The sequence below is a fragment of the Paraburkholderia sp. LEh10 genome (assembly GCF_017814945.1).
Lineage (GTDB): Bacteria > Pseudomonadota > Gammaproteobacteria > Burkholderiales > Burkholderiaceae > Paraburkholderia.
On record NZ_JAGIPX010000019.1, the window covers coordinates 32,460 to 47,396 of the forward strand.

Sequence of the window (14,937 nt, forward strand, 5' to 3'; positions counted from 1 at the left end):
GGTCGCTGCCCAGCGAAACGACGGTGCTGATGTACCCGTAGATACAAACCCGATCTCCGCTAGAAACTCATCGCGAATCCAAACGACACGCCATGCACGTTGTGCCCAAAGACGTATCGGACCAGCGCACGCGTGCGCGTGACGATGATCGGGTATTTGCTGCTGTCGAGTTCGAGTCCGACGCCAAGCGATGTGAGATCGTTGAAGCCCAGAACCCCGGCGCTGTCGCCGAAATAGTGCGAGTAAGCCGCTTCGAGTACATAGCGAACCGGCCGGTCGAGCGCATGCCATCCCGTCGGCGCGCGCCAGCGCGTCCATAGGCTCAGCTGCTGCGCCATGGCCGAGCCCTGCACGGCTTCGGACGTGCCGCCGAAGCTTCGCAGGTAGATGTCCGTCGCGCGCAGTTCGACATCGATCTCGTGGTCTTCGCGATAGTGCTCGTAATCGAGCATCAGCGAGCCGCCATAGCCGTAGGCATCGAGAGACCCGTTGTTCAGGAACTCCAGGTTGCTGTCCGTCACGTGATTGACGATCGTCTGCCCGACCTTGAGGTCGCTTGCGACGCGTCCGATCGTGCCGTTCAGAATCGGACGCAAGACGAGTTCATCCGTGATCCGGAAGTCCCAGCCGATTCCGACCGTGGTGCTGAAGGTGTTCCAGCGGGTCGGCAGCGCGCGCTGCTGGGTGCCATCCGTCGCGACGAAGGTCGGGTCGTACCGGCTGTATGCGAGCGTGCCCTCCATATACAAAGGAAAAGACCGGCTGAGCGTGAACCCTCCTCCAAGCTGCGTCTGACCGAAGCCGGGGTTGCCCGTGGTCCCGCTGTTGATCGACAGCGAACTGGTCGTCACATCGGGAACGGTCGTATAGGTCATGACGGCGAGCACGGCATCGGCGTGCCGCTTGATATTGCCTCCAATGACGGTATGCTCCGACAGCGGCGGTGCCGGTGTCGCCTGCGCGTGTGACAGCACAGGCAACAGAGCCGCGATCAGTCCAGTGGATGCCGCTGCCCGCGCATGCCGCAAGAATGCCCGCTCGACAAGCCGCTTCGAAAGCCACCGCCAACGATGCGGCAGACTGCGATCTGGTTCATCGGATCGACCACACATGACGTACTCCCGTTCTAGTCGCGCTTATCGCACTCGTTCACTTCCTGTTGGAGCATGCACAACCCGGCTTCGATTTGAGCGAAATTACATGGCGGCTTTGCGTCTGGGGTGGAAGTCGCGTTTGCGACGTCCGTTTGCACGGGTTCGCAAACCTGGATATTGCACTACAGGATCATCTGTCTGGATTGCAGGGGTGTTTAAATACTTTACCTGCTGGTCTCCCGTTTTCCATTATTTTGACGAATTGCCCCCTTTAAGCAAAAGACTATTGTGTTGCAACGTTCGACATCCGGGCGGACACCGCGCGTGACGGCGGCGGCCTGCAGATGGCACGTCGGCATCTAATGCGCTAATCTTTGCGCGAAGGCGGGGCGGCGTCAGTTTCAATGCGAGGCTCGCGGCGGGGTTCGCAAGGGATCTCCATGAACGCAATCGTGCTGCGCGTATCCAGCCATGCCCGGGTCCTTGCGGGACGGAAACCTCCTGCTTCTTGCTGGAGCGCTCGCGCATGGACGGCCGCGGCTGGCGTCCTGGTGCTGGCGATGATATCGATCCTCCCGGCGGCAGCCGCGCCTCTGCCCGCTGGTTTGCAAAACGTTCTCAATGTCGCGACGGGCGCGTCGGCGTCACCCGCCCCGGCGGCGCAGCCCGCATCCGCCCCGACGCCCGCCAGCCAAGCGGAACTGACGCGTTCGCTGAACACCTTGATCGCGACCCTCGACAACGATGCGCAACGCAAGGCACTCGTCGAGCAACTAAAGGGGCTTCGGGACGTCACGCAACGTGCAGCGCCCGCGGCGCCCGCCACGACGAACAGTGATCTGCTGGGCGCGATCGCGTCGGGCATCGCGTCCGTCGAAACGAATCTCAGCGAGGGCCGCACACCAATGCATGTGTGGGCGACCCGTTCCAGCGCAGCGGCCAACGAGCTGAAAATCCTTCTGTCGGGCGGCAAAGGCGAGACATTCGGCCAGATTCTGCTCGGCATGGCCGCGACGCTTGCGGGATGGGGCGCATGCGCGGCCTTGCTGATCTATCTGCAGCGGCGCATTCGCGCGCACTATGGCTGGGACGCCGCACTGAAGCCGAATCCCACTTCGCTCGACCTGCTGTCCTTCACGTTGCGGCAGACAGGCCCTTGGATCGTTGCATTCGTTGCCGTGCTGGTGTTCGCGCGGGGAATGCCGGGCGCGCTCGGACGCACGCTGGGTCTCGTGATCGCCTACGCGATCGTCTGGGGCTCGGTCTTCTCGTCGATCTGCATGATCGTTTTCTCCGTGTTCAGCACGGCACACCGGCAAGTCGCCGTGCATCAGCTGCTCGCACGCAGCCTCTGGCCGCTCTTCGCGATCGGGGCGTGCGGCGCGCTCGGCGACGCGGCAGCCAACCCCGACGTCACGCAACTTCTCGGCCTGAACCTCGCCTCGCTGTTATCGAGCCTCGCCAACATGGCGGCCGCCGTGCTGAGCGGATACTTCGCGCTCGCCTACCGGCGGCCCGTCACGCATCTGATCCGCAATCGCCCTTATTCACGAAGGCGCGATCACAAGCTCGCCACGGAAGCCCTCGATATCCTCGCGTCGCTGTGGCACATCCCGATCCTGCTGATCGCGATCGCGTCGGTGGTCGCGATCATCGACGGGCGCGGCGACGAAGGCAACGTATTGCAGCCGTCGCTGCTCAGCGCGCTGCTGCTCGTGCTCACGCTGTTCGCATCGGCGCTGCTGCTGCACCTGACGCGCCGCAAGGACACCCGCGCCCAGCGCCGCGCGCCGCATCTGATGCGGCTGCTGCGCTTCGCCAGCTCGCTTCTGATTCTCGTGATGTGGCTCGCGTACATCCACTTCGAACTGGACCTGTGGAGCGGCCCGATTGCGCGGCTGATCAAGCACAGCGCGATGACGCCCGGCTTCAGGCATGCCCTCGTCGCGGTCACCGCGACCGTCTTCGGCGCCTGGTTCATGTGGATTCTGATCGATACCATCATTCTCGAAGCACTCGGGCCGAGCAGTTCCCGCAACAAGACGCTCAATCCCGGCGTGCGCGCACGCACGATGCTGCCGCTCGTGCGCAACGCCATTTTCGTGACGGTGGCCAGCCTGGCCGCGATCATCGCGGCCGCCAGCCTCGGCATCAACCTGACTCCGCTGCTCGCGGGCGCGGGCGTGATCGGTCTCGCCGTCGGCTTCGGTGCGAAAACCCTCGTCACTGATCTGATCACAGGGCTTTTCATCATCGTCGAGGAAACGATTTCGGTCGGTGACTGGATCGATATCGACGGCGGCCACGCGGGGACCGTCATGGATCTCACGATCCGCACGGTCCGGCTTCGGGACGGGCAAGGCGCCGTTCACACGATCCCGTTTTCGCAGATCAAGATCGTGAAGAACCTGTCCCGTGACTTTGCGAATGCGGTGTTCGAAGTACGCGTGCCGTTCTCCGCCGACATCGATGCAGTCACGCGCATGATCGCGGAAGTGGGCGCCGATCTGATGGACGATTATCGCTTTCGCAACGAGATTCTCGGGCCTGTCGAAGTGTGGGGGCTCGACCGCTTCGACGCGAATTGCATCGTGGTGAAAGGACAGATCAAGACGCGGCCGCTTCAGCAGTGGAGCGTGGCGCGCGCGTTCAATGCGCGGATCAAGCTCAAGATGGACGAAGCGGGCATCCAGATCCCGCTGCCGCAAATGCAGCTTCACACCGCGCCGGCTGAGCGAAACGCGCCGCCGCAGACGGATGAGCGCGCCACCAGCGAGCCCCGGCGAGCAACGGAAGCCGGCAGCGCGAGCCGGCGCGCGCCGGATATCTCAGTGGCGCCGGAACTACGCGTGCTCAAGGAGCCGAGCCTGACCGAGCCGCCTGCCGGACAGACCTTTTCGGCATCGTCGGCGGCCGCTCCTGGCAACGACACCGTCCGCAAGTGATGCGCACGCGTCGCGAATCAGCTAGAAGAGGCTGCGCCGGCTAGGATCGCGCATCGGATCAGGCGATTTCTGCGTTTGTCGCACGACGCCCTGATCGTCGAAATAAAAGCTGAAGATCATGTAGTAGATGTTGCTTTCCAGATAGCGGTAAGACCACACCTCGCGCTTCATCAGCGGGTAATACGATGTCTCGAACGGTCGTCCAAAATTGACGAGGACGTCGTCGCGCGTCCATTTGCCGACCTCGGTTCGATAAAATTCGTTTTCCTGAAGCACTTGACGCACACTCACCACTTTCCCGGAAGCATCGATATCGGCTGCCGTGGTTGTCGTGCCCATCGGCTGGGTCGGCCACATCAAACGCTTGCCGCCGTTCGGAAGGTCGTACGTTTCCTTCGGCGGCCCGAATCGGGCAACGACCGTCGACTGATCCGCGCCGGCCTCCACTTGCTGATGCGGTTGCGCGCAGCCCACGAGTTCCAGTATCACGGCGCAAATCAACACGAGTGCGGCCCGGTTATTCATAACCTTTCCTCCCGCAGCGATGTCACGTCGCAGTCAGACCGACCCCGAACAGATGCCGGGAATAGCTCTCGATTTTGGACACAACCTGATAACCGGGACCTGAGCCCGGTGAACGCGTGGCAGACGAGCAAGGCGACTGCGGATGAGACCGGGGCGTTCTCGACGTTCATTGTTCTGTTCGCCGGAACGCCACATCGCTGTGGCCGTAACCGTTCTGGCCACGCGTCGAACCTCAGCCGCAAGACGCCTGTGTGCAATCGCTCAATTATTTAGTGCATCGTGTATCCACGGCCGCTCATACAGGCGGAATACGCCTGATTGAAGGCGCCCATTGCGTTCTGCTTCTGAGTTTCAGCCGAAGCCTGCGCATTGCGCTGGTTCTGGCGAGCCCGCATGCCGCCGCCCATGGTTCCAGCCGCCGCGCCAATGGCAGCGCCCTTGCCCGCGTCGCCCGCGATCGCGCCGATCACCGCCCCGCCTGCCGCGCCGCGCGCCGCCCCGCCTACGCGCTCTCCGCCTCCGACGGCAGGACCGGACGGTGGAGGAGGCGTCGCAGCCACGGCTGCCGGATCAACGCCCGTCTTCGACTTGGCCCACGATGCGCATGACGACTCGTCCTGCTGCTGTTTCTGCGCACTTTGGCCTTTTGCTGGATAGGCGACGGGCTGCGCCTCTGCGACGACCTGGGCGCATAGCAGCGCGATAGCGCCAGGGTAGATCCAACGCTTGCTGAACGTGTGCATGAGAATCCCCTCTTCGGTGGCGTGCTCTTTCTCAGTCTATTCGGTGTGCAGCGTCATAGATAGGTATTCTTCGAGTGTGGCAAACCGATGACAGTCGATGCGCGCCTCCCGTTTCATGCGTCGGATCGAACGATCGCCAAGGGATGCAAAGCACGACGCGCATCCGGGGAACGCAGATCCGCCTCGCGGAGAAGCGACTTAAGCTCTTACGTAGTCGAGCGCCCCATCGTCATGTCGTCCCGGTTGGCTGCGTGTTTTCTCTTGAGCCTCTTCGCATGCCTGACTTGCTGAAGACGCTGGACGGGAATACGGAGACCTCGCGATCATGAAAAATTCTTCCGCGCAGGCTGCCAGCCGCCATCGGATTCCTCTGCTCGACTGGGCGCACGACTACCGGAAAGAATGGATCAGGCCGGACATCATTGCGGGCATCACGGCGGCGGCCGTGGTGTTGCCGAAGGCGCTCGCGTATGCGTCAGTGGCTGGACTTCCCGTCGAAGTCGGGCTCTACACGGCGTTCGTGCCGATGATCATCTATGCGTTGTTCGGCACATCGCGGCCGCTGAGCGTCAGCACGAGCGCGACGCTCGCTATCCTGACGGCAGCGGCGCTCGGCCAGGCCGTCCCGGGCGGCGGAACGGCCGAACTCATGCGGGCGACGGCGACCCTCACCCTCCTCGTCGGCGCGATGCTCGCGCTGGCCGCGCTCCTGCGCCTCGGCTTCGTCGCGAACTTCATTTCCGAGCCCGTCCTGACAGGTTTCAAGGCCGGGATTGCCGTCGTCATCGTGCTGGACCAGCTGCCGAAGCTGCTCGGCATCCATCCGGCCAAGGGTTCCTTCTTCCACAACGTCGCGGCCGTCGCCATGGGCATCCCGGATGCGTCGTGGTGGACGCTCGCCGTTGGCGTGGCGACGATCGTCATTCTGCTGGCCTTCGAGCGCTTTTACCCTCGCGCGCCCGCGCCGCTGATCGCGGTGGCGTGTGGGATCGGCGGGGTCGTCCTGCTTGGCCTGCCCTCTCACGGCGTTGGCGTGGTGGGCCATATTCCGACGGGAATGCCGTCCATCGTGATGCCCGACGCGTCGCTGATCCCATCGCTCTGGAAAGACGCAGCGGGAATCGCGCTGATGAGCTTCACGGAAACGATCGCCGCTGGGCGCGCGTTCGCGCAAAATGAAGAACCCGTGCCGAAGCCCAATCGCGAGCTGTTCGCGACGGGACTCGGCAACGCGGCGGGCGCGTTGCTGGGTTCGATGCCGGCGGGCGGAGGAACGAGCCAGACGGCCGTCAACCGTCTTGCGGGCGCGCGCTCGCAACTCGCCGAACTCGTCACGGCGGCCGTCACGCTAGGCACGATGCTTTTGCTTGCGCCGTTGATCGGCTTGATGCCTCACGCGACCTTGGCCGCCGTCGTCATCGTCTACTCGATCGGCCTTTTCAACCCCGCCGATTTCCGCGCGATTCTCGCGATCCGGCGCACCGAATTTCTCTGGGCGCTCGTGGCGCTCGGCGGCGTCGTGCTGCTCGGCACGTTGCAGGGCATCCTCGTCGCCATTGTCGTGTCGCTGGTCGCTCTCGCGCATCAGGTGGCCGACCCGCCCGTCTACGTGCTGCGCCGCAAGCCAGGGACGAACGTGTTCCGCCCGGCATCCGACGAGCATCCGGACGACGAGGCTTTTCCAGGGCTGCTGGCGTTACGGATCGAAGGCCGCGTCTTCTTCGCCAACGCGGGACATATCGGTCAAAAGCTGCGGCCGCTCATCGCCGACGCGCATCCGACGGTTGTCGTCCTCGACATGAGCGCCGTCTTCGATCTCGAGTACACCGCCCTCAAGATGCTGATACAGGCAGAACAAAGACAACGCGAGCGCGGCATCTCGACCTGGCTGGTGAATCTGAACCCCAATGTCCTCGCGACGGTTCAACGCTCTTCACTCGGCAAAACGTTGGGCCGTGAGCGGATGTTCTTCACGCTGGAGGAAGCGCTTGCGGCATGGCAAGCCCTCCATTGCGCAGATGACGCGAAGAACGTTCGGAGCGCAACGGCCTTGCACGAATCGCCGCCGCAACATCGCGAGTGACGTCTGGCGCCTATCCGCACATTACCGGCATTGACCGCTAGCCGTTTTAGTTTGCGCGCCATTTTTTTAGCCTTTCGCGCCACCCCGTACTAACACCGAGGGCCTGCAAGTCGCTTTCCCAGGCGGCCGACAGGTCGATGAGGCGAAGCGGAACACCGGCGATGCGGCGACGGCCCGAGTGGCACGTTTTGTCACTGCATCGGCAGATTTGGTCACGGATATCGAGCGTCCTTGACCGTACGATACGAACCTGACGAACGGATCGGACCCACTGGCCGATGCGGTTCCAGTGTGCCGCGAAACGATCGAAGCGGTTAGATGCACCCTCTGCAATTGGATCAAGCATGAACGAACTGAACGGATACGATTTCGAAGACCTGCAACCCGGCATGAGCGCCAGCTTTGCCAAGACCATCACGGAAGCGGACATCCTTCTGTTCGCGGGTGCGTCGGGGGACATCAACGCAGTCCACATCAACGAGCAATTCGCCAAGACGACGCCCTTCAAGGGACGCATTGCGCACGGCATGCTCACGGCAGGCATCATCTCCGCGACGATCGCCGGCCGGTTGCCGGGTCCCGGCACCGTCTATCTCGGACAGAACCTGCGGTTCAAGGCACCCGTTCGCCCTGGCGATACCGTGCAGGCTGAAGTGACCATCAAGGAGCTGATTCCGGAAAAGCGCCGCGTGGTGATGTCGACGGTCTGCACGGTCGACGGCAAAGTGGTGATCGACGGTGACGCGATCGTCATGCCGACCTCGCGCGGCGAGCGGACCACGGAACGCACCGCTCCGTCAGTCAATAACGGTTGAGCGGGGTTCGATATGAAGATGCTATTTGGCATGCCTGATGAGTTCGCGATGGGCTGGCTCAAGGCCGGATTCAATTTCTGGCGATCCATGCCGGCAACGGATGCGCCGGGTACGACGGTGATCGACGCGAACGGCAACGAGATCCTTCCCAGTTCGGACGGCGCGCGCAATATCGTGATGCGTTCGGGCGCGAAATACTGGCAACAGCAGACGGAACTGTGGAGCAGCGTCGTGACGGGTATGTTCGGCGCGCGGCTGGGCCCGAAGCCCGTGGCCGAGCCCGCGCGCGGCGACCGCCGGTTTCAGGCGGAAGACTGGTCCAGCAACGGCTGGTATAGCCTTCTGAAACAGAGCTACCTGATCAACGCCCGGATGCTCGAAGAGATGGTCGAAGCGAGCACGCTCGACGAAAAGGAAAAGCACAAGCTGCGCTTTTTCATGGGGCAGTTCATCGATCTGGCAAGCCCGGCGAATTTCGCCGCGACCAATCCCGAAGTGCTCCGGCAAGCGCTCGCATCCAACGGCAGCAGTCTGCTGGCGGGCGTCACTCATCTGCTGGAGGACGTGAAGCAAGGCAGCATTTCCATCACGGACCAGCGCGCATTTGAAGTGGGCCGCAGCGTCGCCGCATCCGAGGGTTCCGTCGTATTCGAGAACGATCTGTTCCAGCTGATCCAGTATGCGCCGCTCACGCCGACAGTCGCGCAGCGCCCGCTCTTGATCGTCCCGCCATGCATCAACAAGTTCTACATTCTGGACCTCCAGCCCGAGAATTCGTTTGTGCGTTTTGCCAATGAACAGGGACTCACAGTGTTCATGGTCTCTTGGCGCAATCCGGACGCACAGATGGCGCATACCGGCTGGGATGCCTATCTCGATCAGGGTGTCATGAAGGCGATCGAAGTCGCACGCGCCATCAGCCGTGCCGACAAGGTCAATGCATTGGGCTGGTGCGTCGGCGGCACGATGCTGTCGTCCGCGCTCGCCGTGATGCGCGCAAACGGCGACGAGTCAGTATCGAGTGTGACCTTGTTGACGGCGCTGCTCGACTTCAGCGAACCCGGCGATCTGGGCGTTTTCATCGACGAAATGGGCGTGTCGATGCGCGAACAGACGATCGGCCGCGGCGGCCTGTATCCCGGACGTGAACTCGGCTTCGTGTTCCAGACGCTGCGCGCCAACGACCTGATCTGGCCGTACGTCGTGAACAACTACCTGAAAGGCAAGACGCCCGCCGCGTTCGATCTGCTGTACTGGAACGCGGATACGACCAATCTTCCTGGTCCGATGTATAGCTGGTATCTGCGCAACATGTATCTCGAGAACAATCTGCGCGAGCCGGGCAAGCTGACGATGTGCGGCACTCCCGTCGATCTTGGGCGCATTGATATGCCAGGCTACCTGGTGGCAACCGAGGAAGATCACATCGTTCCGTGGCAATCGGCGTGGCGCTCGACGCATCTGCTAGGCGGCAAAACGGAGTTCGTGCTGGGTGCGAGCGGACATATCGCCGGCGTCATCAATCCGGCTTCGAAGAACAAGCGCAGCTACTGGACGAGCAGCGAGAACGGCGATAACCCCGAGGCCTGGCTCGCGTCTGCCGAAAAGCAGCCGGGTAGCTGGTGGAATCACTGGATTAGCTGGGTGAAACAACACGCCGGCGACCAGGTGAAAGCGCGCACGACGCTCGGCAGCGCGAAGTACAAGCCGCTCGAACAGGCGCCCGGCAGGTATGTGAAGGTGCGTGCGGACTGACGGTAATCCTGAACGCTTACGCATGCTGCCAGGACGGGCGCACGGGACGACGCGCAAGCGCGCCGTCCTGCTGCGCCCGTCGAGACTGCTCGTGCTCACGGCGCATATAAGGCCTTGACGGTGCGCTCGCTGCGAAGTGTGGGCATTCCGGCGTCATCCGGCGGAAAGACGCACCATGATCCGTCGTCATGCCGAAAGAAAACAAATGCGTACGGGTTCGACGTATGCGTGGCCTCGATACGCACGTAGCGCCACGGCCTGTGGCGCGTATGGCCGAACTGCGTCACGCGAATGCAATCTCGCGAAGCAGAGCCGAGCCATTTCTCAACGAGGCCGCGCAAGCACCTTTCCCGACCGCACATACCGCCCTCCTTCAGGGCCGCTTCACCGATTTCGCCGAAGCAAGCCCATCCTTCACGCGCGCGAACCGTCAGCGCATGCCGCAATCGATATCGAGTGTCATCGCATTCAAATAGGCGTTCTCGATGACGTGCCGCACCAGCGCCGCAAACTCGTCCGCCTTGCCCATCCGGCGGGGGAACAGCATCTTCTCGATCAATCCGTCCGAGACCTTCGGCGGCATCCCGGCTGACATGCCGGACTCGAATAGTCCCGGCGCGATGGAGACCACGCGGATGCCGTGCTCGGCGAGATCGCGCGCGATGGGCAGCGTCATGCCGATCACACCCGCCTTGCTTGCGCTGTAGGCCGCCTGGCCCATCTGCCCCGCGCGCGCCGCCCCTGACGACGTATTGATGATCACGCCGCGCTCGCCCGTCTCCTCGGGTTCGTTACGCGTCATCGCGAGCGCCGCGTGACGGATCACGTTGAACGTGCCAGTGAGATTGACGGACAGCACGCGGTTCCACAAATCCGACGGAAACAGCTGCCCCTTCGAAATGGTCTTGCACGGCCCGAGCACGCCCGCGCAGTTCACTGCGACGTGAATGCGACCGTGCAGTGCGATCACCGCTTCGATGCCTGCCTTCACGCTGGACTCATCCGCGACATCGACCGCGATGCCTGTCAAGCGCGGGCCGAGCGCCTCATTGAGCTTGCGCTGATCGAGATCGAATCCGACCACCGTCGCCCCCGCTGTCGCGAGTTGCTTGCACGTCGCGAGTCCGAGACCGGACGCCGCGCCTGTCACCACCGCCATCTTGTTATGCAGATTCATTTGACCGCCTTGTTTCTCATTGCCCAAGCCTGATCACGGCTGAGAATAGCGACGCCACTCCCAGCCGCCACCCTTGGGGCCTCGATCAGAAGCGGTGTGCCATACCCAGGGCCACGAGCGTCTGCGACGCATTCGGCCCGCTCGCCGTGATACCCGGCCAGCTCATCGTCGCCACGCCGTTGTTCTTCATGTAGCCGGCGCGCGCGTAAAGCGTGGTTCGCTTGGACAGGTTGTGATCGGCGCCGACCTCGATGCCGAGCGTGTTGTCATGCACGCCCCGCGCTTTGCGCTGGATACCGGCGATCTCGAACGTATCCGCGGAAGTCGCCTGAATCGTCGCGCCCACTTCCGCGATGCTGTATGAGTGAGCCGCGTTAAGACGGGCCGCGAGCGAACCTGCCGGCGCATCGGTTGAACGGTTATACGTGTAGTTGGCCTGCAGATTCACAATGCCGATGCGGTAAGCCAATGCTCCCGTGAAGCGCTCCGTCGACAGCAGGTTGAGCGCCGTGGGCAGTGAAGGCAGCGTTTCCGTACCCGCATGCACCTTCTGGTACGCAGCCGCGGCGAACAGACCAGCGCCCGAATACGTCACCGCGAGGTCGAGAATATTGCCTGTCGATGTCGGCACCGGCTGCGTCGTCGTCGCGGAAAAGCCGTACATTGCATAAAGCTTCACGCCTGCCATAACGGCTGACTGATAGACAATCGAGTTGCTGCTGCGGCCAGAAGCGGCCTGGGTTGCGATCGTATTTCTGTCGACCGTGCTTGCCGCCGCCGACAGCGGCGACAAGACCTCGTTGCCGCGAAACGGATCGCTCGGATATACCGCCCAAAACGTTGGTTGATACTGACGCCCGAACGTGAGCGAACCGTATTTCTCGTGATTCAGGCCCACCCATGCCTGACGATAGAACATTGCCGAGCTGTCGACGAAGAACCCGCCGTTGGCAATGTTGTATCCGTTTTCGAGCGTGAACACCGCTTTCAATCCGCCACCGAGATCTTCGCTTCCCTTGAGGCCGAAGTTCGATCCCGAGCTGCCGCCGCTGCGTTCAGAAAAAGTATGTTGCGAGCCGTTCCGCAGATACTGGACGAACACATCGGCGACACCATACAAGGTCACGGAGGATTGCGCCGCCGCCCCTCCCGCCGCCATCAGCAATGATGCACCGCAAATTCCGATACTGATACAACGCATGCTTGTCTCCTTCATTTTTTTAATACGCATCGCTAAAGATTCTTAAGCAACGACCTCAAACACACAGCATCCGGCATCACGTTCACGTCCTGTTTGCATGCAAAGGATAGGTGCTTCGACAACGCAACGTCCCCCTCAAGAATAGGGGGCGCTGCGGGAGGGCCGCTCTCTATCATTGGCCACAGATAAATCGACTGAGACCGCCAATGACATCGAAGAGACAAGGCCCGCTCGTCGGGCTCAAAGTGCTGGAAATCGCGGGAATCGGACCCGGCCCGTTCTGCGGCATGCTGTTCGCCGATCTGGGCGCGGACGTGGTCGTCGTCGAACGCGCCGAGTCCGGGGCCGATGCACTCGATCTCGGCGACGTGCAGATCGCGAACCGGGGCAAGCGCTCGGTGGCCGTCGACCTGAAAACGCCGGAAGGCGTCGACACCGTGCTGCGGCTTGTCGAGCGCTGCGATGCGCTGATCGAAGGGATGCGTCCGGGCGTGATGGAACGCCTCGGCCTCGGCCCGGAAATCTGCCTGCAATGCAATCCGCGCCTCGTCTACGGGCGCATGACGGGCTGGGGCCAGCACGGTCCGCTCGCCCATGCGGCCGGTCACGACCTGAACTACATCGCGCTGTCAGGCGCGCTCTGGTACTCGGGACAGCCCGGCGAGGCGCCGATGACGCCGCCGAGCCTCGTGGGCGACATCGGCGGGGGCTCGATGTATCTCGCCGTGGGCGTGCTTGCCGCCGTCATGAGCGCGCGCGCGACGGGCGCGGGTCAGGTGGTCGATGCGGCGATCGTCGACGGCAGCGCGCACATGATGTCGTTGCTGCTGTCGCTGCAGGCGTCCGGACAGATGAGCGCCGAGCGCGGCCAAAGCCTGCTCGATGGGCCGCACTGGTACAACACTTACCGCTGCGCGGACGATACCTATATCTCGGTCGGCTCGCTCGAACCGAAGTTTTATCGCGAGCTGCGCGAGAAGCTCGGCCTCGCCGCCGACACCGCATTCGACAACGCCTATGACCCGCGCGCGTGGCCGCAATTGCGCGAGCAGTTCGCCGCGCTGTTTGCGACCCGCAGCCGTGACGAATGGTGCGTATTGCTCGAGGGCACCGACGCCTGTTTTGCACCCGTGCTGAGTCCCGATGAAGCGGCCGATCATCCGCATATGCGCGCACGCGGAGTCTATACGCGGGAAGACGGCCTGTTGCAGCCGAATCCGGCGCCCCGCTTTTCGGCGACGCCCGCCGGCGGTCCCGGCCCGATCCCGCGACGCGGCCAGCATAACGACGCAGTGCTGCTCGACTGGACGGCCCGTTGACCCGCGACTGCTCATCCGCTCCCACGACCCGCGACACACACCAACGCGAAATAATCATGACCGACATCACCAGCGCTTTTTTCACCGAACAGCAGACGCTGATCCGCGATACCGCGCGACGCGTGGCACACGAAATCGTCGGCCCCACGGCTGCGCAGCGCGATCTCGAATCCGCATGGCCGCGCAGCGAGCTGGCGGCGCTCGCCGAACTCGGCTTTCTGGGCATGCTGATTCCCGAGCAGTACGGCGGCACGGGCGCGGGCGTGCTCGACTTCTGCCTTGCGCAACATGAGATTGCCGCCGTCGATGCAGGCCTTGCCACCATCATCCATGTGCACAACTTCACGGCGATGAGCATCGTGGATCACGGCACCGAGGAACAGAAGCAACGCTATCTGCCCGCGATGGCAAGCGGCAAGTCGATCGGCGCATTCCTGCTGACCGAGCCGCACGCGGGCTCGGACACGGCGGCGCTACGGGCCAGCGCGCGGCGCGATGGCAGCGACTATGTTCTGAACGGCACCAAGCAGTTCATTTCGAACGGCAGCGAGGCGGGGGTGGGCATTGCGTTTGCCATCACCGACCGGACGGCGGGCAAACGCGGCGCAAGCACGTTTATCATCGACCCGAAAGCGCCCGGATATCACGTCACCCGCATCGAGAGCAAGCTCGGGCAGCACACCGCGCATACGGCACAAATCGCGCTTGAAGACTATCGCGTGCCGGCCGCGAATCTGCTGGGCAACGAAGGCGACGGCTATCGCACCGTGATGGGCGGCCTGAGCGATGGCCGTATCGGCATTGCGTTCATCGCTGCGGGCGTCGCCCGCGCGGCACTCGATGCGGCCGTCAAGTACGCACGCGAACGCGACGCGTATGACGCGCCCATCATCAAGCTGCAGGGCGTCGCCTTCGATCTCGCCGACATGGCCGCGCGGGTGGATGTCGCGTGGCAATACTGCGTCCATGCGGCGCGTCTGCGCGATGCGGGCGTCGACTGCATCAAGGAGGCGTCGATTGCGAAGCTGTTCGCGAGCGAAATCGCCGAAAAGGTCTGCTCGGATGCGCTGCAGATTCACGGCGGCTACGGCTATCTGACTGATTTTCCTGTTGAACGATATCTGCGCGACGTCCGCATCACCAAGATCTACGAAGGGACGAGCCATATCCAGAAGCTGATCATCGCGCGTCATCTCGACTGACGGAGCCACCTCGACGTGCGCGGTGCCCGCTATCGCACCGCGCATCGTTCCGCCACGACGCAAAAAAGCCGCCGCGAA

The 14,937-nt window shown here is 62.9% G+C and carries 11 protein-coding genes; 6 read left to right on the top strand and 5 right to left on the bottom strand.

Features of this window, described 5'->3' with window-relative positions; genetic code table 11:
• Positions 1-59: 59 nt before the first annotated feature.
• The gene (locus J8I87_RS17585; RefSeq protein ID WP_209932909.1) at positions 60-1,112 is read right to left on the bottom strand and encodes a hypothetical protein; all 1,053 of its coding nucleotides are present in this window, start codon (positions 1,110-1,112) and stop codon (positions 60-62) included.
• A gap of 542 nt (positions 1,113-1,654) precedes the next feature.
• Between J8I87_RS17585 and J8I87_RS17590 the strand changes: the two genes are divergently transcribed.
• On the top strand, positions 1,655-4,039 hold the full coding sequence (locus J8I87_RS17590) for a mechanosensitive ion channel family protein (protein WP_209932911.1): 2,385 nt from the start codon (positions 1,655-1,657) through the stop codon (positions 4,037-4,039).
• 21 nt (positions 4,040-4,060) lie between these two features.
• On the opposite strand, the gene J8I87_RS17595 is transcribed toward J8I87_RS17590, so the two are convergent.
• Entirely contained in the window at positions 4,061-4,564 is a 504-nt protein-coding gene (locus J8I87_RS17595) for a hypothetical protein (protein WP_209932913.1), read from the bottom strand.
• A gap of 269 nt (positions 4,565-4,833) precedes the next feature.
• Positions 4,834-5,307: a glycine zipper family protein gene (locus tag J8I87_RS17600; protein ID WP_209932915.1), complete on the bottom strand. Its 474-nt coding sequence runs from the start codon at positions 5,305-5,307 to the stop codon at positions 4,834-4,836.
• A 325-nt stretch (positions 5,308-5,632) separates the two neighbouring features.
• Here J8I87_RS17600 and J8I87_RS17605 point away from each other — a divergent pair, with 325 nt between their 5' ends.
• From J8I87_RS17605 to J8I87_RS17615, 3 genes are all read left to right on the top strand, one after another.
• Positions 5,633-7,390, top strand: a complete 1,758-nt coding sequence (locus tag J8I87_RS17605) for a SulP family inorganic anion transporter (RefSeq protein WP_209932916.1) — start codon at positions 5,633-5,635, stop codon at positions 7,388-7,390.
• 344 nt (positions 7,391-7,734) lie between these two features.
• Positions 7,735-8,205, top strand: coding sequence for a MaoC family dehydratase (locus tag J8I87_RS17610; RefSeq protein ID WP_209932917.1), 471 nt, complete (start codon positions 7,735-7,737; stop codon positions 8,203-8,205).
• 12 nt (positions 8,206-8,217) lie between these two features.
• The gene (locus tag J8I87_RS17615) at positions 8,218-9,960 is read left to right on the top strand and encodes an alpha/beta hydrolase (RefSeq protein WP_209932919.1); all 1,743 of its coding nucleotides are present in this window, start codon (positions 8,218-8,220) and stop codon (positions 9,958-9,960) included.
• 430 nt (positions 9,961-10,390) lie between these two features.
• Here the strand turns inward: J8I87_RS17615 and J8I87_RS17620 are convergent, their stop codons facing one another.
• Together J8I87_RS17620 and J8I87_RS17625 are read right to left on the bottom strand one after the other, a co-directional pair.
• Positions 10,391-11,137, bottom strand: a complete 747-nt coding sequence (locus tag J8I87_RS17620; protein WP_209932920.1) for an SDR family NAD(P)-dependent oxidoreductase — start codon at positions 11,135-11,137, stop codon at positions 10,391-10,393.
• Between the two features lie 85 nt (positions 11,138-11,222).
• On the bottom strand, positions 11,223-12,338 hold the full coding sequence (locus tag J8I87_RS17625; protein WP_209932922.1) for a porin: 1,116 nt from the start codon (positions 12,336-12,338) through the stop codon (positions 11,223-11,225).
• A gap of 206 nt (positions 12,339-12,544) precedes the next feature.
• Between J8I87_RS17625 and J8I87_RS17630 the strand changes: the two genes are divergently transcribed.
• Both J8I87_RS17630 and J8I87_RS17635 read left to right on the top strand, forming a co-directional pair.
• Entirely contained in the window at positions 12,545-13,657 is a 1,113-nt protein-coding gene (locus tag J8I87_RS17630; RefSeq protein WP_209932924.1) for a CaiB/BaiF CoA-transferase family protein, read from the top strand.
• Positions 13,658-13,713: 56 nt separating this feature from the next.
• A complete protein-coding gene (locus tag J8I87_RS17635) occupies positions 13,714-14,859 on the top strand; it encodes an acyl-CoA dehydrogenase family protein (RefSeq protein ID WP_209932926.1) in 1,146 nt (381 codons plus the stop codon).
• The last annotated feature ends 78 nt before the right edge of the window (positions 14,860-14,937 follow it).

Excerpts from the sequence above, each read along its gene's own strand:
- J8I87_RS17585 (WP_209932909.1), bottom strand. The coding sequence starts at position 1,112 with ATGTGTGGTCGATCCGATGAACCAGATCGCAGTCTGCCGCATCGTTGG.
- J8I87_RS17590 (WP_209932911.1), top strand. The coding sequence starts at position 1,655 with ATGATATCGATCCTCCCGGCGGCAGCCGCGCCTCTGCCCGCTGGTTTG.
- J8I87_RS17595 (WP_209932913.1), bottom strand. The coding sequence starts at position 4,564 with ATGAATAACCGGGCCGCACTCGTGTTGATTTGCGCCGTGATACTGGAA.
- J8I87_RS17600 (WP_209932915.1), bottom strand. The coding sequence starts at position 5,307 with ATGCACACGTTCAGCAAGCGTTGGATCTACCCTGGCGCTATCGCGCTG.
- J8I87_RS17605 (WP_209932916.1), top strand. The coding sequence starts at position 5,633 with ATGAAAAATTCTTCCGCGCAGGCTGCCAGCCGCCATCGGATTCCTCTG.
- J8I87_RS17610 (WP_209932917.1), top strand. The coding sequence starts at position 7,735 with ATGAACGAACTGAACGGATACGATTTCGAAGACCTGCAACCCGGCATG.
- J8I87_RS17615 (WP_209932919.1), top strand. The coding sequence starts at position 8,218 with ATGAAGATGCTATTTGGCATGCCTGATGAGTTCGCGATGGGCTGGCTC.
- J8I87_RS17620 (WP_209932920.1), bottom strand. The coding sequence starts at position 11,137 with ATGAATCTGCATAACAAGATGGCGGTGGTGACAGGCGCGGCGTCCGGT.
- J8I87_RS17625 (WP_209932922.1), bottom strand. The coding sequence starts at position 12,338 with ATGCGTTGTATCAGTATCGGAATTTGCGGTGCATCATTGCTGATGGCG.
- J8I87_RS17630 (WP_209932924.1), top strand. The coding sequence starts at position 12,545 with ATGACATCGAAGAGACAAGGCCCGCTCGTCGGGCTCAAAGTGCTGGAA.
- J8I87_RS17635 (WP_209932926.1), top strand. The coding sequence starts at position 13,714 with ATGACCGACATCACCAGCGCTTTTTTCACCGAACAGCAGACGCTGATC.